At 63.3% G+C, this 17,026-nt stretch carries 18 protein-coding genes; 10 read left to right on the top strand and 8 right to left on the bottom strand.

Annotated features, from left to right (window positions below):
* Window positions 1-9: 9 nt before the first annotated feature.
* Window positions 10-960, top strand: coding sequence for a protein translocase subunit SecF (secF, locus tag ABIE53_RS04015; RefSeq protein WP_006047917.1), 951 nt, complete (start codon window positions 10-12; stop codon window positions 958-960).
* Between the two features lie 99 nt (window positions 961-1,059).
* Here secF and ABIE53_RS04010 read toward each other — a convergent pair whose 3' ends face one another.
* The 4 genes from ABIE53_RS04010 to ABIE53_RS03995 form a co-directional block, all read right to left on the bottom strand.
* The gene (locus ABIE53_RS04010) at window positions 1,060-2,337 is read right to left on the bottom strand and encodes an MFS transporter (protein ID WP_107707326.1); all 1,278 of its coding nucleotides are present in this window, start codon (window positions 2,335-2,337) and stop codon (window positions 1,060-1,062) included.
* A 354-nt stretch (window positions 2,338-2,691) separates the two neighbouring features.
* Entirely contained in the window at window positions 2,692-3,273 is a 582-nt protein-coding gene (locus ABIE53_RS04005) for a YceI family protein (RefSeq protein ID WP_107707327.1), read from the bottom strand.
* 50 nt (window positions 3,274-3,323) lie between these two features.
* Window positions 3,324-3,887: a YceI family protein gene (locus ABIE53_RS04000; RefSeq protein ID WP_006047920.1), complete on the bottom strand. Its 564-nt coding sequence runs from the start codon at window positions 3,885-3,887 to the stop codon at window positions 3,324-3,326.
* An 8-nt stretch (window positions 3,888-3,895) separates the two neighbouring features.
* The gene (locus ABIE53_RS03995; protein ID WP_029970446.1) at window positions 3,896-4,456 is read right to left on the bottom strand and encodes a cytochrome b; all 561 of its coding nucleotides are present in this window, start codon (window positions 4,454-4,456) and stop codon (window positions 3,896-3,898) included.
* Window positions 4,457-4,655: 199 nt separating this feature from the next.
* Between ABIE53_RS03995 and ABIE53_RS03990 the strand changes: the two genes are divergently transcribed.
* Genes ABIE53_RS03990 through ABIE53_RS03970 form a run of 5 tightly spaced genes read left to right on the top strand, consistent with a single transcriptional unit; the run spans window position 4,656 to window position 8,700 of the window.
* Window positions 4,656-4,889 carry a hypothetical protein gene (locus ABIE53_RS03990; RefSeq protein WP_132384551.1) on the top strand — a complete coding sequence of 78 codons (234 nt, stop codon included), beginning with the start codon at window positions 4,656-4,658 and terminating at the stop codon, window positions 4,887-4,889.
* On the top strand, window positions 4,871-5,662 hold the full coding sequence (locus tag ABIE53_RS03985; RefSeq protein WP_053857523.1) for a paraquat-inducible protein A: 792 nt from the start codon (window positions 4,871-4,873) through the stop codon (window positions 5,660-5,662). The genes ABIE53_RS03990 and ABIE53_RS03985 overlap by 19 nt, the downstream gene beginning before the upstream one ends.
* An 8-nt stretch (window positions 5,663-5,670) precedes the next feature.
* Complete coding sequence (locus tag ABIE53_RS03980; protein ID WP_006047923.1) at window positions 5,671-6,321, top strand: paraquat-inducible protein A; 651 nt, start codon at window positions 5,671-5,673, stop codon at window positions 6,319-6,321.
* A complete protein-coding gene (locus ABIE53_RS03975) occupies window positions 6,314-7,972 on the top strand; it encodes a PqiB family protein (RefSeq protein WP_029970448.1) in 1,659 nt (552 codons plus the stop codon). The genes ABIE53_RS03980 and ABIE53_RS03975 overlap by 8 nt, the downstream gene beginning before the upstream one ends.
* Entirely contained in the window at window positions 7,969-8,700 is a 732-nt protein-coding gene (locus ABIE53_RS03970; RefSeq protein WP_107707328.1) for a PqiC family protein, read from the top strand. Before ABIE53_RS03975 ends, ABIE53_RS03970 begins: the two co-directional genes overlap by 4 nt.
* A gap of 472 nt (window positions 8,701-9,172) precedes the next feature.
* Here ABIE53_RS03970 and ABIE53_RS03965 read toward each other — a convergent pair whose 3' ends face one another.
* On the bottom strand, window positions 9,173-9,511 hold the full coding sequence (locus ABIE53_RS03965) for a DUF805 domain-containing protein (protein WP_029970450.1): 339 nt from the start codon (window positions 9,509-9,511) through the stop codon (window positions 9,173-9,175).
* A gap of 892 nt (window positions 9,512-10,403) precedes the next feature.
* Here ABIE53_RS03965 and ABIE53_RS03960 point away from each other — a divergent pair.
* The 3 genes from ABIE53_RS03960 to ABIE53_RS03950 all read left to right on the top strand — a co-directional run bounded on the left by ABIE53_RS03960 (window position 10,404) and on the right by ABIE53_RS03950 (window position 13,225).
* Entirely contained in the window at window positions 10,404-11,702 is a 1,299-nt protein-coding gene (locus tag ABIE53_RS03960; protein WP_029970451.1) for a THUMP domain-containing class I SAM-dependent RNA methyltransferase, read from the top strand.
* Between the two features lie 228 nt (window positions 11,703-11,930).
* Window positions 11,931-12,314 (top strand): VOC family protein, encoded by a 384-nt coding sequence (locus ABIE53_RS03955; RefSeq protein WP_029970452.1) that lies wholly within the window; start codon window positions 11,931-11,933, stop codon window positions 12,312-12,314.
* A 164-nt stretch (window positions 12,315-12,478) separates the two neighbouring features.
* A complete protein-coding gene (locus ABIE53_RS03950; protein ID WP_006047929.1) occupies window positions 12,479-13,225 on the top strand; it encodes a helix-turn-helix transcriptional regulator in 747 nt (248 codons plus the stop codon).
* Window positions 13,226-13,271: 46 nt separating this feature from the next.
* Here ABIE53_RS03950 and ABIE53_RS03945 read toward each other — a convergent pair whose 3' ends face one another.
* From ABIE53_RS03945 to ABIE53_RS03935, 3 genes are read right to left on the bottom strand one after another with little or no spacing between them, the layout of a single operon-like run.
* A complete protein-coding gene (locus ABIE53_RS03945) occupies window positions 13,272-14,726 on the bottom strand; it encodes an NAD(P)(+) transhydrogenase (Re/Si-specific) subunit beta (RefSeq protein WP_006047930.1) in 1,455 nt (484 codons plus the stop codon).
* A complete protein-coding gene (locus tag ABIE53_RS03940; protein WP_006047931.1) occupies window positions 14,726-15,055 on the bottom strand; it encodes an NAD(P) transhydrogenase subunit alpha part 2 in 330 nt (109 codons plus the stop codon). The genes ABIE53_RS03945 and ABIE53_RS03940 overlap by 1 nt, the downstream gene beginning before the upstream one ends.
* A 25-nt stretch (window positions 15,056-15,080) precedes the next feature.
* Window positions 15,081-16,223 (bottom strand): Re/Si-specific NAD(P)(+) transhydrogenase subunit alpha, encoded by a 1,143-nt coding sequence (locus tag ABIE53_RS03935; RefSeq protein ID WP_053857519.1) that lies wholly within the window; start codon window positions 16,221-16,223, stop codon window positions 15,081-15,083.
* A gap of 307 nt (window positions 16,224-16,530) precedes the next feature.
* Here ABIE53_RS03935 and ABIE53_RS03930 point away from each other — a divergent pair, with 307 nt between their 5' ends.
* On the top strand, window positions 16,531-17,010 hold the full coding sequence (locus tag ABIE53_RS03930; RefSeq protein ID WP_006047933.1) for an NUDIX hydrolase: 480 nt from the start codon (window positions 16,531-16,533) through the stop codon (window positions 17,008-17,010).
* The last annotated feature ends 16 nt before the right edge of the window (window positions 17,011-17,026 follow it).

Here is a 17,026-nt window from a genome sequence, read left to right as displayed (position 1 = left end):
AACAAGACCATGGAATTTTTCCGCTTTCGCAAAGACATTCCGTTCATGCAGCGTGCGTTGATCTTCAACGCCATTTCGCTGCTGACGTTCCTCGCCGCCGTGTTCTTTCTCGTGCATCGCGGGCTGCATCTGTCGGTGGAGTTCACCGGCGGCACGGTCATCGAAGTGCAGTATCCGGGCGCGGCGCCGCTCGACCCGGTGCGCGGCACGTTGAACAAGCTCGGCTATGGCGACGCGCAGGTGCAGAACTTCGGCACCTCGCGCGACGTGCTGATCCGTTTGCCGCTCAAGCAAGGGCTGACGTCCGCGCAGCAGAGCGACCAGGTGATGAGCGCGCTCAAGACCGATACGCCGCAGGTGCAGTTGCAGCGCGTGGAGTTCGTCGGCCCGCAGGTCGGCAAGGAACTCGCCACCGACGGCCTGCTCGCGCTCGCCTGCGTGGTTGTGGGCATCGTGATCTATCTGTCGTTCCGCTTCGAATGGAAGTACGCGGTGGCCGGTGTGATCGCGAACTTGCACGACGTCGTGATCATTCTCGGCTTCTTCGCGTTCTTCCAGTGGGAGTTCTCGCTGTCGGTGCTGGCTGCGGTGCTCGCGGTGCTGGGTTATTCGGTGAACGAATCGGTGGTTATCTTCGACCGGATTCGCGAGACCTTCCGCCGCGAACGCAAGATGACGGTGATCGAAGTCATCAACCACGCGATTACGAGCACGATGTCGCGAACCGTCATCACGCACGGCTGTACGCAGATGATGGTGCTGTCGATGTTCCTGTTCGGCGGCCCGACGCTGCACTACTTCGCGCTGGCGCTGACGGTCGGTATTCTGTTCGGTATCTACTCGTCGGTGTTCGTCGCGGCGGCGCTCGCAATGTGGTTCGGCGTGAAGCGCGAGGATCTGGTGAAGGACAAGAAAGAACGCGTTGATCCGAACGATCCGAATGCGGGTGCGCAGGTGTGATGGCGTTTAACTAACGCGCAGTGCATCGTTGTAAAGCAAAAGGCCGGTTCATCGACGAACCGGCCTTTTGCGTTTACCGCGCGATGTCCGCTTACGAGCCTACCGGAACCCCAACTTCCGTCGCGCCGCCACCAGCGACGCCAGGCTCAACAGCGCGGCGAAAATCAGGTAATAACTCGGCGCGGCCTTCGAACCGGTAAAGCTGATCAGCCACGCGATGATGAACGGCCCGAAGCCGCCGAACACCGTGACCGCGATGTTATAGGCGAGCGACATGCCGGTCGTGCGCGTTTGCACCGGAAACATCTCCGACAGCAAGCCCGGCAGCGCCGCGAAATAGCCGGTCATCAGGAAACCGAGCAGGATTTGCAGCGCGATCAGCGTGCCGAACGTAGGATGTGCGACCAGATAGACGAACGCCGGATAGATCAGCACGAGCAGCAGCACGCCGGAGATCAGCATGATCGTCGTGCGTCCGTGCCGATCCGACAGATGCCCAACGAGCGGCGCAAACACCATCTGGATCAGGCCGGTCAGCGCGATCGCCGAAAACGCAACCGATGGCGCGAGCCCCAGTTGCTTCACGCCGAAGGTGGGCATGAACAGCACGAGGTAAGTCGACACCGTGCCGAGCACGACCGCGCCGATTGCGATCAGGAGCCGCAGCTTCTGGCTCGTGAAGGTATCGCGCAGCGGCGTCGTGGTGGTATCCGCGGCGAGAAACTCGGGCGTCTCGTCGAGCTTCGTGCGAATGTACCAGGCAACCGGTCCGATCAGCAGCCCGAAGAAAAACGGCACGCGCCACCCCCAGGCCGCCATCTGCTCCGGCGTCAGATTGCCCGTCAGCACGACGCCGAAACCGGCCGCGAGCAGCGTCGTGAGCCCCTGGCTCGCGACCTGCCAGCTTGCGAAAAAGCCGCGCCGCGCCGGCACATGCTCCGCGAGAAACGCCGTCGCGCTGCCGAATTCGCCGCCGGCCGAGAAGCCCTGCATCAAACGCGCGATGACGAGAATCACCGGCGCCGCGATGCCGATGCTTCGGTACGTCGGCAAAATCGCGATGATCAGCGTGCCGCCCATCATCAGCAGGATGGACAGCGTGAGCGCCGCCTTGCGTCCGGCGCGGTCGGCGTACGCACCGATCACGATGGCCCCGAGCGGCCGCATGAAGAACGACACGCCGAACGTGCCGAGCGTGAGCAGCAGCGACACGGTGTCGTTGCCGGCCGGAAAAAACAGCTTCGCGATCACCACGGCAAAAAAACCGTAGACCACGAGATCGAACCATTCCAGCGCGTTGCCGATGGACGCGGCGATCACCGCCCGCCACGAATTTCGCCGGCTTCCCGCAAGGCTTGCTGCAGTCGTTGCGTTCATGCAGATCTCCAGTTCGCGCGAATATTATGGATGCGAGCCGACGCCCGATCTCGCCGCATTGGATGCGCGCACAACCAATGCGGTGCCAGCGCTCTATGTACCCGAAAAATTAAAGCGGCGCGAGTGCGAAATGTCGAACCGGCCTCACATAACGCCTCGATCGCCTTCGATTTCCGGCGACGCCATGAAAAAGCCGCTTCGTCGCGAAAGCGACGAAGCGGCCGGAACAGCGGTAAAACGCGCGGTAAAACGGACCGTTTGCTTTTTGATGCGCCGCGACGGCGGCATCCTCTCAAGCGCAACCGCAAGCGGCAGGCGCAAGCGGGCAGGCGCCCGCTGCGCCCTCACCAGCGCTTATTGCTTGATGCCCTCAGCCTGGATATGCAGCTTCGTCTCCATGCTAAAGCCGTACTTGCTGCCGAAATCCATGCCGTAATCCGCGCGATTGAATTGCGCGCTGGCCTCGACGCCGCACACTTCGCGCTTGAGCACCGGGTGCTGCATGCACTTGAACGACTCCACCTTCAGATTCAGCGGCTTCGTCACGCCGTGCAGCGTCAGGCTGCCGACCACTTCCGACGGCTTGTCGCCGTCGAACTTGATGTCGGTGCCTTTGTACGTCGCGGCGGGAAACTTGGCGACGTCGAAGAACTCCGCCGTCTTCAGGTGATCGTCCAGCTTGCCGTTGCCGGTGGAAATCGACGCCGCATCGACGTTCACTTCGACCGTGCCGGTCTTGGCCACGCGGTCGAGCGTGACCGTGCCCGAGCTTTTCGTGAACTTGCCGCGCCACACCGACAGGCCGCCGAAGTGGTCCGCCTCGAAACTCGGATAGGTGTGCGTCGGGTCGAGCTGATAGGTGTCGGCTGCGGCGAATGCGCCAAGCGAAACGCAGGAGGCCAATGCACCGGCGGCGATCAACGTGGATGTCTTCAATTCATGCTCCCAGTCAGGTAAGAACGGCTGCGCTCAACGCGCAGCGCAAGTCACTTGCGTGCGGCTACGATATGAAACTTGATGACGACGTCGTCGGCAACCACGGACGTGTCTTTCCACTCGCCCGTGCCGATGTCGAACTGCGAACGCTTGATCGGCAACGAGCCGTCGAACGCCTGCGTCGCGCCCTGCTGCGTCACGGTGACGGGCACCACGACCGTCTGCGATTTGCCCTTGATGGTCAGCTTGCCCGTCACCTTGTACTGATTGCCGCCGGCCGGCGCAATCGCGCTCGAAACGAAGGTCGCGCTCGGATAGGTCTTCGCGTCGAACCATTCCTTGCCGCGGACCTGATCGTTATAGCTCTCGTCGCCGAGATCGTAGCTCGCCACGTCGATGTTCAGTTGCGCGCTGCCCTCGGCGGGCTTGGCCGGATCGAACTTGACCTGCGCGGTGAATTTGCCGAACTTGCCTTCGACCGGCACGTTCATCTGCTTCGAGGTAGCCGTCACCGAACTCTTCGCGGTGTCGACCTGGGCCAGCGCGCCGCCGGCCGCGGTCAGCGAGGCTGCGGCAAACGCCGCCAGCATGTAGCGATAAAACGAGACCTTCATGGTGGTCCTTATTTGAGGAAGGGAATCATGCGCGACAGCAGCCCGTCGCGGTCCAGCCACTGATGCTTGAGCGCCGCCGCGACATGCATCGCGACCAGCGCCAGCAACGTGTAATTCAACACGATGTGGACGTTCTTGAGCAGTTCCTTCAGATGCGGGTCCGGCGCGATCAGCCGCGGCAGCGGGATCAGACCGAGATAGACGACCGGCACGTTCGCCGCCGAGCTATACAGATAACCGGAGACGGGAATTGCAATCATCAACGCATACAGCAGCAGATGCACGAGATGGGCGGCGCCGCGCTGCCAGGCGGGCATGCGGCGCGGCATCGCCGGCGCGCCGTGCGTGGCGCGCCACAGAATGCGCACGACAGCGAGCGCGAACACTGTCACGCCGATCCACTTATGCCACGAAAAATAGCGCAGCTTGGTCGGCGTGAAACCGGGAATGTCGGTCATCACCCAGCCGAGCGCGAAGCCGCAAACGATCAGCAGCGCGATCAGCCAATGAATCGCAATGGCGGTCCGCGTGTACGACTCCCGGCCGCCGAATGAAGGATTGTGTGCCATGACAGGTCAACGCTTGCTAAGAGAGGTTAACGGCGCGGCACCCCCGGCTATTCCCCGCCGATGTAAAGTCCATCGCCAAAGTGCCGGGCGCCGCGGCCTTCGAGACGCACCAGGCCGCCATGCTACCCGAAGCGCAAAAAGCTGGCTGCGGCAAAGCGAAATTGACCGAAGGACGCCTTCACGTTCCCGGATCAGCCGGTTGAACAATTGGGGACGGACGCTGTCAGAACCGTTGCGCGCCAAGCGTTTCGCGCTCACCGGCGCGGCGCGGCAATGCCTTTTGGTACTATTGCTCCACGAATTTTTACAGACCCGCCGAATCGGCTACATTGCGACCCGCATTGCAACCAGTATTGCCACCGAAATTGCGACCGGCATTGCACGCTCACTTACATATCGTTGGCCCGCTGCCGCATGGAACATGACAACCTGATCGCGTGCCATGAATGCGATACGCTGTTCCGCAAGCCACGGCTTGTCGGGCGCAAAGTCGCCCGCTGTCCGCGCTGCGGCGCCACGCTCTACGCGGGCGTATCGCGCAAGCTCGACGGCATCAGCGCCATGACGCTCGCCGCGCTGATCACGTTCCTGATCGCGCAGGGCTTCCCCATCGTCGAGCTGGAGACTAATGGCATTACCTCGCAGACCACGCTGTTCGGTGCGCTCGTCGCGCTGTGGAACGAGAACATGCAGATCGTCGCCGTCATGGTGTTCTGCTCGACGATTCTGTTTCCGCTCACCGAACTCGTCGCGCTGCTCTACGTACTGGTGCCGCTGCGCGCCGGCTATGTGCCGGGAGGCTTTAACCGCGTGTTGCGCGCGATCCAGTTCGTGCGGCCCTGGGGCATGATCGAAGTGTTCATGCTCGGCGTGCTCATCACCATCGTGAAGATGGTCAGTCTCGCGCGCGTGATTCCGGAAGCGGCGCTCTTCGCGTTCGGCGCGCTCACGCTGATGTTCGCCGTGGTCGTCACGTTCGATCCGCGCATTCTGTGGGACCTCGCCGACGAACTCGGCGCGCGCGGCCAGCGGCCGCTGCCGCGCACGTCGGCCGACAGCGCGGCAGCCGCGCTCGGCTCGATGGCCGGCCCGCCCGCGCCGCCGCTGCTGCAAGCCGGCGACGAAGCCGACTCCAGCCGCGACACACGCAGCGACCTTGGCCGCGGCACCACTCCCGGCGCCCCGCCGGCCTCCAATCGAGGATGACCCGCGCGATGAAATACGTCACCGCAAAACGCGCGGGGCTCGTGGCCTGCCATGCGTGCGGACGCGTCGAGCCGCGCATCCGCTCGGTCACGCCGCAGCACTGCGGGCGTTGCGGCGCACATCTGCACTCGCGCAATCCCGACAGCCTGATGCGAACCTGGGCGCTGCTGATCGCCGCAGCCTTGCTGTATATTCCGGCAAATTTGTTGCCGGTCATGCACACGTCGTCGTTGCTCGGTTCCGAGGACGACACCATCATGAGCGGCGTCGTTTATTTCTGGACCTCCGGCGACTGGCCGCTCGCGGTGATCGTGTTCATCGCCAGCATCATGGTGCCGATGCTGAAGCTGAGCGTGCTCGTGCTGCTCACCGTCACCGCGCAGCGACGCTCGCGCTGGCGGCCGGAGCAGCGCACGACGCTCTATCGGATGGTCGAGCGGATCGGCCGCTGGTCGATGCTCGACGTGTTCGTCGTCACGTTGACCGTGGCGCTCGTGCGTTTCAAATCGCTTGCCGTGATCACGGCCGGCCCGGGCGCGATTGCGTTCGGCTCGGTAGTGATCCTGACGATGATGGCCTCCATGCAATTCGATCCACGGCTCATCTGGGACCACGTGGACGGCAGTACCCAAAAACCTCAGGACCTCGAACATGACTAGCCCGCCAGGACCGACGCCCGCCTCCGATGCGCCGCGCAACGATTCGAACGGACCGAAGCTGCCGCCCCAACTGCCCGACCCCGACATCGAGCCGCGTAGCCGCTGGCTGCCGTCGCTCGTCTGGGTGATCCCTCTGATTGCCGCGCTGATCGGCATTGCGCTCGTCATCAAATCGGTGACGGAAAAAGGCCCGACCATCACGATCAGTTTCATCAGCGCGGAAGGGCTAGAGCCTGGCAAGACCAAGGTCAAGTACAAGGACGTCGACGTCGGCGCGGTCAAGTCGATCACGTTGTCGAAGGATCTTTCGCACGTGCTCGTGCAGGTGCAGTTGACGAAGGAAGGCGAAGACTTCGCGGTCAAGGATTCGCGCTTCTGGGTCGTGCGGCCGCGCGTGGGCGCGAGCGGCGTGTCGGGCCTCACCACACTGCTCTCCGGCGCCTATATCGGCGCGGACGCCGGTCATTCGCCGGACAGCGAGAAGAACTTCGTCGGCCTCGAGACGCCGCCGCCGATTACCGGCGACCAGAAGGGCCATCAGTTCATTCTGCATGGCGATTCGCTCGGCTCCATCGACATCGGCTCGCCGATTTTTTATCGCCGCGTGCAGGTCGGCCAGGTGGTCGGCTTCTCGCTCGACAAGGACGGCACCGGCGTGACCATGCAGGTGTTCGTGTCCGCGCCGTTCGACCAGTACGTCGGCACCAATTCGCGCTGGTGGCATGCGAGCGGCGTCGATCTGCGGCTCGATTCGAGCGGCTTCAAGCTGAACACGCAGTCGCTCGCGACGGTGATCGTCGGCGGCTTGTCGTTCCAGTCGCCGCCGGGTCAGGGCGTGGGCGCGCAGGCGCCGAACAACATGACGTTCCGCCTCGGTTCCGACGAAGGCGACGCGATGCGCGAGCCGGACGGCGTGCCGCTGCGCGTCGTGATGAACTTCAACCAGTCTCTGCGCGGTCTGTCGGTCGGCGCGCCGGTCGATTTCCGCGGCATCGTGCTCGGTCAGGTGACCAACATCGGCATCGACTACGATCCGAAGACGCGCAGCTTCACGATGCCGGTGACGATGAACATCTACCCTGACCGCCTCGGCAAGCGCTTCCGCGAAACCGCGCCGACGCCGGGCAGCCTCGCCGGTCAGACGCTGCTGCAACAACTCGTCAAGCACGGACTGCGCGGCCAGTTGCGCACGGGCAATCTGATCACGAGCCAGTTGTACGTCGCGCTCGACATTTTCCCGAAGGCGCCGCCGGCCACCGTCGACGTAGCCAGCGACCCGCTCGAATTGCCGACCATTCCGAACACGCTCGACGAGCTGCAATTGCAGGTCGCCGACATCGCGAAGAAGCTCGACAAGGTGCCGTTCGATCAGATCGGCAACAACCTGAACAGCGCGCTGAAGAATGCCGACCAGCTCTTCAAGCGACTGGACACGGAAGTCGTGCCGCAAGCCCGCGACACGCTGGCCGCCGCGAAACAGACGTTCGGCTCGGCCGAGGCGACGTTGCAGCAGGACTCGCCGTTGCAGTCGGATGTGCATCAGGCGTTGCAGGAATTGACGCGCACGTTGCAGTCGCTGAATGCGCTGTCGGATTATCTCGAGCGCCACCCGGAATCGTTGTTGCGCGGTAAAGCAGGAGACAAGCCATGATGTTCGTTCGACTCCCCCGTTTGTCGCGCGTAGTGGCGCGCAGCGCTGTTCGTGCCGGTGCGCTCGCCGCGGTGCTGGCGGTCGCGGCGTGTGCGTCGCCGAGTAGCCGGTTTTATACGTTGGGCGATGTGAATGGCGCTGCGTCCGCTGCGGCGTCGGGCTTGCGGACGTCGGCGGCGCCTGCGTGGCTGATCGAAGTCGCGCCTATCGATGTGCCGCCGCAAGTCGCGAAGACTCAGCTCGTCGTGCAGACGGGACCGACGCAGGTCAAGGTGCTGGAAGAAGATCGCTGGGCGTCGCTGCCCGGCGATGAACTGCGCCGCGCGTTGTCGACCAGTCTCACTCAGCAACTCAATACGATTGATGTGTACGGGACGGCTTATTCCGATGCGACGCCGGTGTATCGCGTGAGCATGAATGTGCAGCGGTTTGAGTCGTGGCCTGGGTCGCATGCGCTGATCGATGCGGTGTGGAGCGTGCGGGCCGTGCGCAGTACTGCTGTGATGACTTGCAGGAGTGTTGTTAGTGAGCCTGTCGGTGGTGGGTATGATGCGCTTGTTGATGGGCATCGGCGGGCTTTGATGCGCGTTTCTGCGCAGGTGGCTGCTGCGTTGCAGGCTATGGCTGCTGCTGCGGGTTCTGCTTCTGCTTCGCAGGGGACGAAGGCGAGTACTCGCGGTAGTGTGCCGGGGTGTCCTGCTTTGGATGCGGGTGTTGCTGGGCGGTGATTGGTTTTTGTGCTTTTCACGTTGGTTTTTTTGCTTTCTTTTTTGCCTTTCCTTGAATTCGTTGTGGTCTATTCGTGTTGCCCCTGTGCGGGGCGGCACTTACTTTCTTTGCCGCCGCAAAGAAAGTAAGCAAAGAAAGCGGGCTTACACCGCTAGCTTATAAGTGGAGCCCCTTGCTCGGAGATGGCGGTGGCACGCCTTACATCCGTGCTCTCGCGCACTCCGCACTTGTGACAAGGCAGTCATGCTTCCCGACTCGCACTCGTGCTCGTCGGAAGGGTTCGCTGTGGTGTCTGTTTCGCTCTTCGCTCTTCGCTTTTCGCTTTTCGCTTTTCGCTTTTCGCTTTTCGCTTTTCGCTCTTCGCTTTTCGCTCTTCGCTCTTCGCTCTTCGCTTTTCGCTCTTCGCTCTTCGCTCTTCGCTCTTCGCTCTTCGCTCTTCGCTCTTCGCTCTATTGAAGGGTCAGCGCTCGCTCATTGCGTTGGTTGCTTTGGGTCGGGGCCGAAGCGGTTTTGGCCTCGCGTTCCCTCGAAGCAGGCAAACACCAGGTTGGCGACGGGGCAAAGGGCCCACCAACCGCTTCGGTTGGAATCGTGCATGCGACGAACCAGCGCCGCCAGGCCCGGAAGGAACACCAGCAAGGGATAAAGGTTGCGCCAGAACCTGGACTCTTCCAGATCGAGGATGACCAGCACGACTCCGTAGGCAATCCCGATGATTACGTTGAACAGTAGGAACATCCAGTATTCCTTGCGACGCGCTCGTCCACTGAATTCAACGTACTTCGAAAGCACTAGCAGATACCATTTCATGTTTTTTCTCTTTCTGATAGAAACGACCGAAAAAACCGCGCGCCGTGACGGACGCCACGCGATAGATGCCATTAAGACCGTGGAAACGTGTGCAGCGCTGGTTGCGACGGCTGTGCAGCTCTGACCAGACTTCCACGTGGCACCCAATACAAGACTACGCCGGCGAGAACGGGATAGGCGCGGGACATTTCGCAAGACAACAGGCGCGATTTCCGGTCGTGCGCGAAGCGGCGTGCGCGCCGGAAGCAACCCTTCCGGCGAGCACGCAGTGCAAGTCGGGAAGCATGACTGCCTTGTCACTAACGCCGAATGCGCGAGAGCACGGATGTCTGCCGCACCACTGCCCGCACCGAGCAACGGAACCCACTTATAAGCTGGCGGTGTGAGCCCGCTTTCTTTGCTTACTTTCTTTGCGGCGGCAAAGAAAGTGAGTGCCGCCCCGCACAGGGGCAACACAAATAGACCACCATGAAAACAAGGAAAGGCCAACGGCGTTAACAAGCAAGCGAGAGGCTCTAAGCGAACCCTTCCGGCGAGCACGCAGTGCAAGTGGGGAAGAATGACTGCCTTGTCACGGGCGTCGAATGTGCGAGGGCACGGATGTCAGGCGCACCACTGCCGCCTCAGAACTGGGGGAGCCATCTATAAGCTGGCGGTGTAAGCCCGCTTTCTTTGCTTACTTTCTTTGCGGCGGCAAAGAAAGTGAGTGCCGCCCCGCACAGGGGCAACGCCAATAGACCACCGAGAAAACAAGGAAAGGCCAAAGCAAGCCAGGTGCAACACAAATAGACCACCGACAAAAAACAAGAAAAGGCCAAAGGGCCAAAAAGCACCCCCCACACCCCACCGCGTACAATACCCCCTTACCCACAGCCCACCGGCTAGCCCCTCCATGTCCTTCGATTTCTTCCTCCCCTGCCCGCGCGGTCTCGAAGCCGCGCTCGCCTCCGAACTCGCCGAGATCGCCGCGAAGCATCTGCACGGCGCGCCGTTCGCGCCCGGCTCGCAAGTCCCCGGCGGCGTGCATTTTCGCGGCGGCTGGGCAGCCGGCATGGCGGCCAATCTGCATTCGCGCCTCGCGAGCCGCGTGCTGCTGAAAATCGCGCATCGTCCGTATCGCAGCGAGCAGGACATCTACGCACTCGCCGTCGAACAACGCTGGGAGCAATGGTTCTCTGCGAACGAAACGCTGCGCGTCGACGTCACCGCGATCAAGTCGCCGCTGCGCAGCCTCGAATTCACCACGCTGCGCGTGAAGGACGCGATCTGCGACCGTCTGCGCGAAGTCAGCGGCGCGCGCCCGAACATCGACACTGCGACGCCCGACGTCCGCGTGTTCGCGTTCCTCACCGCGACGGACTGCACGCTTTACCTCGACACGTCCGGCGACCCGCTCTTCAAGCGCGGCTGGCGCCTCGACAAGGGCGCGGCGCCGCTGCGCGAAAATCTCGCGGCGGGCATTCTGCGTCTGACGGGCTGGAGCGCCGGCACGCCGCTATACGACCCGATGTGCGGCAGCGGCACGTTCCTCGCCGAAGCCGCGCAGGTCGCGCTCGACATCGCGCCCGGCGCCGAACGCCGCTTCGGCTTCGAAAAGCTCAAGCAGTACGACAGCAAAACGTGGCAGACGCTGAAGGCCGCCGCGCTCGACGCCAAGCACGCCGCCCGCAACTCGCGCGCCGACCTGCAGATTTTCGGCAGCGATATTTCCGGCGACATGCTCGACAAGGCGCGCGCGAATTTCCAGCGCGCCGGCTTGCCGACCATTCCGCTCAAACAGGTCGACGCGCGCGGCATGACGCCGCCGACTTCGGCGCCGGGCATTCTCGTCGCCAATCCGCCGTATGGTGAGCGGATCGAAGTGCGCGGACGCAACGCGCGCGGCGAAATCCGCGAAGGACGTGAAGGACGCAGCCGCGACAACCGCGAGGACGACAGCTTTCGCCGCGCCCAGGAAGAAGCGCCCGACAGCGAGTTCTTCCAGTCGCTCGGCGACGCGCTCAAGCAGCGCTTCACCGGCTGGCACGCATTCATCCTGACGTCGGATCGCAAGCTGCCGGGCCAGTTGCGCCTGCGCGAATCGACGAAGACACCGCTCTTTAACGGAGCGCTCGAATGCCGGCTGTTCCGCTTCGATCTGATCGCGGGCAGCGTGCGTCAGCGGCCGCAAGGCGATACGCCTGCCGGTTAAGACAAGCGGCAAGCGACAAACAACAAGCGCCAAGCAAACGCAGCCAGAAACAAACCGCGGCCACACACAGTGCCGCGGTTTTTTCTCACCTCGCCCATCCGCACGATCGCACGACCCAGCCCGACCGCCCCACCCTACTGACACCACGCTGTCAGCAGCACCCCCGCACACTCCTCCTCACGCCATCCGGCGATTTATCCGGCCTACCGCCATCCACAGGAGAGTGTCATGTCCGCATCGTCCAAAGTTGTTGCATGGTTCGAAATCCCGTCCGTCGATTTCGACCGCGCCGTGCGCTTTTATGAAGTCGCGCTCGACGTGAAGCTGAACCGCCAGGAAATCGGCGGCCAGCCCATCGCCGTGTTCGGCTACGAAGAACCGGCGACGGGCGGCGCGATCGTCCACAGCCCGTCGATGACCCCGAACGGCGACGGCGTGCTCGTCTACCTGAACGCGCAGCCGACCGTCGACGCTGCGCTCGCCCGCATCGAAGAAGCCGGCGGCAAGACCGATGGACCGGTCATCAAGCTGCCGCAGGACATCGGCTATATCGCGTTTTTCATCGACAGCGAAGGCAATCGCCTCGGCCTGCATTCGCGCACCAACGGCTAACCGCGCTGCGGACAGCGGCCATCGAACGGGTAACGCCCGCGCGGGCGACACACGCATCGAACCCGCCGTCCGAACGCTCACCTGAGCATCCACTCAAACGCTCGCGCGAACGCACACCCAAGCGCTGAACCCAACGCTAACCCGAACGCTGACCGGAGCGCGGCATGCGGCGCTATCATCGCGGGACTGTCCCTGTCCTCTTCTACAAGACGCCCACGATGACGCGCCGCGCCGACCGTCTGTTCCAGATCGCCGAATTGCTGCGCGGCCGGCGTTTGACCACGGCGCAGCAACTCGCCGACTGGCTCAACATCTCGCTGCGCACCGTCTATCGCGACGTGCGCGATCTGCAGCTATCCGGCGTGCCGATCGAAGGCGAGGCCGGCATCGGCTACCGGCTGAGCCGCAGCGCGAGCCTTCCGCCGCTCACCTTCACCGCCGATGAACTCGCGGCGCTCGCCGCCGGCGCGCGCATGCTCGAATCGTGGGGCGGAGCCGGCTTTGCAAGCGGAGCGCGCGGCGCACTGGCCAAGATTGCGTCGGCGATGCCCGCAGACAAGCGCGCGTCGCTCGAACGGCTCGCGATCTTCGCGCCGTCGTTCCATATCAAAAGCGATTTTTCGACGCAGCTCGACACGCTGCACCGCGCGATCGACGCGCGGCATGTCGTAAGTTTTGCGTACACGGATGCCAACGGCGCGGCGACGGAGCGGCGCGTATGGCCGCTCGCACTCGCCTATTGGGGCGCGCGCTGGACGCTTGGCGCGTGGTGTGAATTGCGCGGCGATTTCCGCAACTTCGGGCTCGAGAAGATCCAGCAACTCGAAGTGCGCGAGCCGTATCCCGATCAGGAAGGCAGACGGCTCGCGGACCTGCTGCGGCATGTGAACGCCAAACCGAAACAGAAGTGAGCATTGCGCGGCGCAGACCTTCGGGCGCCGCGCAATTTATCGCGTGTTATTCGACCGCCTTGACCATATCCTCGATCACTTTCTTTGCGTCGCCGAACACCATCATCGTCTTGTCCATGTAGAACAGATCGTTGTCGAGCCCCGCGTAACCCGCCGCCATCGAACGCTTGTTGACGATCACCGTGCGCGCTTTATAAGCCTCGATGATCGGCATGCCCGCAATCGGCGACTTCGGATCGTTCTTCGCGGCCGGGTTCACGACGTCGTTGGCGCCGAGCACGAGCACCACGTCGACCTGACCGAACTCGCCGTTGATGTCGTCCATTTCGAACACCATGTCGTACGGCACTTCGGCTTCGGCGAGCAGCACGTTCATGTGACCCGGCATGCGTCCCGCGACCGGGTGAATCGCGTACTTCACCTCGATGCCTTTCTCCACGAGCTTGTCGGTCAACTCCTTCAACGCATGCTGCGCGCGCGCAACGGCAAGGCCATAACCCGGCACGATGACGACGGTTTCTGCGTTGCCGAGCATGAACGATGCGTCATCGGCAGAACCCGATTTCACCGGACGCTGCTCAGCCGATCCGCCCGCCGCAGCCGCGCCCGGCTCGTTGCCGAAGCCGCCGAGAATCACGTTGAAGAACGAGCGGTTCATCGCGCGGCACATGATGTACGACAGAATCGCGCCCGACGAGCCCACCAGAGAGCCCGCGATGATCAGCATTGGATTATTCAGCGAGAAGCCGATGCCCGCCGCCGCCCAGCCCGAATACGAATTGAGCATGGACACGACGACCGGCATGTCCGCGCCGCCGATCGGAATAATGATCAGCACGCCGAGCACGAACGCGATCAGCGTCATGATGATGAACGGCAACCACGACTGCGTGAAAAAGAAGATCACGCCGAAGCCGAGCATCGCAATCGCGAGCATCAGGTTGATCAGATGCTGACCCGCATAGACGACCGGCGCGCCCTGGAATAACCGGAACTTGTACTTGCCCGACAGCTTGCCGAACGCGATCACCGAGCCGCTAAAAGTAATTGCGCCGACGAACGTGCCGATGAACAACTCGACGCGATTGCCATAAGGCAGAAAGCCCGGCACCGGATTCTCCGGATCGATCAATCCGAATGCCGCTGGCTCCGACACCACCGCATACGCGATGCACACCGCCGCGAGACCGATCAGCGAGTGCATCGCCGCGACGAGTTCCGGCATCTTCGTCATCTCGACGCGCGCGGCGACGAACGCGCCAATCGCACCGCCGACAATCAGCGCGGCGAACAGCAAGCCGAGCCCGAGCGCAAGATTCGAGCCGAGTGCATTCGCCTGTTTGGCGATCAGCGCGATGGTCGTGAGAATCGCAATCGCCATCCCGACCATGCCGAACGTATTGCCGATGCGCGCCGTCTTCGGATTCGACAGCCCCTTGAGCGCCTGAATGAAGCAGACCGACGCAACCAGATAAAGCAGCGTGACGACGTTCAGACTCATTACGCGTTCTCCTTGCTCTTATCGGCGATGAGCTTTTTCGGCTCTTTCTTGCGGAACATCTCGAGCATTCGCCGCGTGACGAGGAAGCCGCCGAACACGTTGACCGCCGCGAGCGCGACGGCGAGCGTGCCGAAGAACTTGCCCGGCGTGCCGAGCGTAAGGCCGGTCGCAAGCATTGCGCCCACAATCACGATCGCGGAAATTGCGTTGGTCACGGCCATCAGCGGCGTGTGCAGCGCGGGCGTGACGTTCCAGACGACGTGGTAGCCGACGTAAATCGCCAGCACGAAAATAATCAGGTTGATGACGGTGTGGTTGAGCACTTCCATCGCCGTTTCTCCAGGTGAATTCGCGTTATGCCTTGCGCGCGACTTCGCCGTCGCGGGTGAGCAGCGTGGCCGCGACGATGTCGTCGGCGAGGTCGATGTTCAGCGCGCCTTCCTTCGTGATGATGAGCTTGAGGAAGTCGAGCAGGTTGCGCGCGTAGAGCGAGGACGCGTCCGCGGGCACCATCGAGGCGAGATTCGTGTAGCCGACAATCGTCACGCCGTGCCTGACGATCACTTTGTCGGCTTCGGTGAGCGGGCAGTTGCCGCCGCGGCGGCCTTCATAGTCCGCGCCGCGGCCCGCTGCCAGATCGACCAGCACCGAGCCCGGTTTCATCGCCTGCACGGTCTCGACGGAGAGCAGCGTCGGCGCCGCGCGGCCCGGAATCAGGGCGGTGGAGATCACCACGTCGGCCTGTTTCGCGCGTTCGTGAACGAGTGCCGACTGGCGTTGCAGCCAGGAAGGCGGCATCGGCCGCGCATAGCCGCCGACGCCTTGCGCGGCTTCGCGCTCTTCATCGGTTTCGTAGGGGACGTCGAGAAACTTCGCGCCGAGCGATTCGATCTGCTCTTTGACGGCGGGACGCACGTCGGATGCCTCGATCACGGCGCCGAGGCGCTTCGCGGTCGCGATCGCCTGCAAGCCCGCCACGCCCGCGCCGAGAATCAGCACGCGCGCGGCTTTCACCGTGCCCGCGGCGGTCATCAGCATCGGCATGAAGCGCGGATAAAGCGTCGCGGCGAGCAGCACCGCCTTGTACCCGGCGATGTTCGCCTGCGACGACAGCACGTCGAGGCTTTGCGCGCGCGTGGTGCGCGGCGCGGCTTCGAGCGCGAAGGCGGTGACGCCCGCCGCGGCGAGTTGCTGCGCATTCTCCGCATTGAACGGATCGAGCATGCCGACCAGCGTCGCGCCGCGTTTGAGCAGCGGCAGTTCGGCTTCGGTGGGAGACTGGACTTTGAGGACGAGGTCGGCGCCAAAAGCGGTGGCCGCATCGACGATTTCCGCGCCGGCTGCCGCGAGAGCGTCGTCGGGAAAGCTCGCGCCGGCCCCGGCGCCGCTCTGGATGGTGACCCGATGGCCCTGCGCCACGTACTTCTTGACGGTCTCGGGCGTCGCGGCGACGCGGGTTTCGTGCGCGCGCGTCTCGGCTGGCACTCCGATGTGCATCGTGTTCCTCCTCGACTTACTGTTTGACGACAGATCGGCCGACGAGGCACGCCGGCTTGCAAGTGCAACGGCTAACGCCTCACTTTACCCGAAACATGGGGGGCGGCAGAAATCGGGGACAATCCGGGGGTGTGCGCGGATACGGGGCTCCGAGGCGTGTGGGCGGCGGCAGTCGCATGCGGCAAGTCGCCGCAGCCGGCCGCATGTCACCGGTCACCGCCGGCCGCCGCAATGAACCGGCAACGACCCGGCCGCGTCCCGCCCGCATCCCGGCAGTGAGCGGCCATAAACGGTAAAATGCGCACCCATGAAACCGGAAACCTGGCTGCCGCATGTGACCGTCGCGGCCATCGTCGAGCGTGACGGGCGCTTTCTCGTGGTCGAGGAACACACGGCCGCCGGGCTGCGCCTGAACCAGCCGGCCGGCCATCTGGAAGCCGGCGAAACGCTGCTGGAAGCGGTGATCCGCGAAACGCTCGAGGAAACCGCGCATCCGTTCACGCCCGAGGCGCTCGTCGGCATGTACATGACGCATTTCGAACGGCCGGACAACGGCGGCGTCACCTATTTGCGCTTCACGTATTGCGGCGCCGGCGGCGAACCGGAAGCAGAGCGCGCGCTCGATCCCGACATCGTTCGAACCTTGTGGATGAGCGCCGACGAACTGCGCGCCTGCCCCGAAAGGCACCGCACGCCGCTCGTCATGCAATGTATCGACGATTACCTGGCAGGCCGGCGTTTTCCGCTCGATTTCGTGCATACGCATTCGGTCGGGCCAAAGAGGTAGCCGTCACGAGCGGTCA

It is taken from the genome of Paraburkholderia sp. OAS925, assembly GCF_040543975.1.
Taxonomy (GTDB): Bacteria; Pseudomonadota; Gammaproteobacteria; order Burkholderiales; family Burkholderiaceae; genus Paraburkholderia; species Paraburkholderia graminis.
This window is presented reverse-complemented; position numbering and strand designations above follow the sequence as displayed.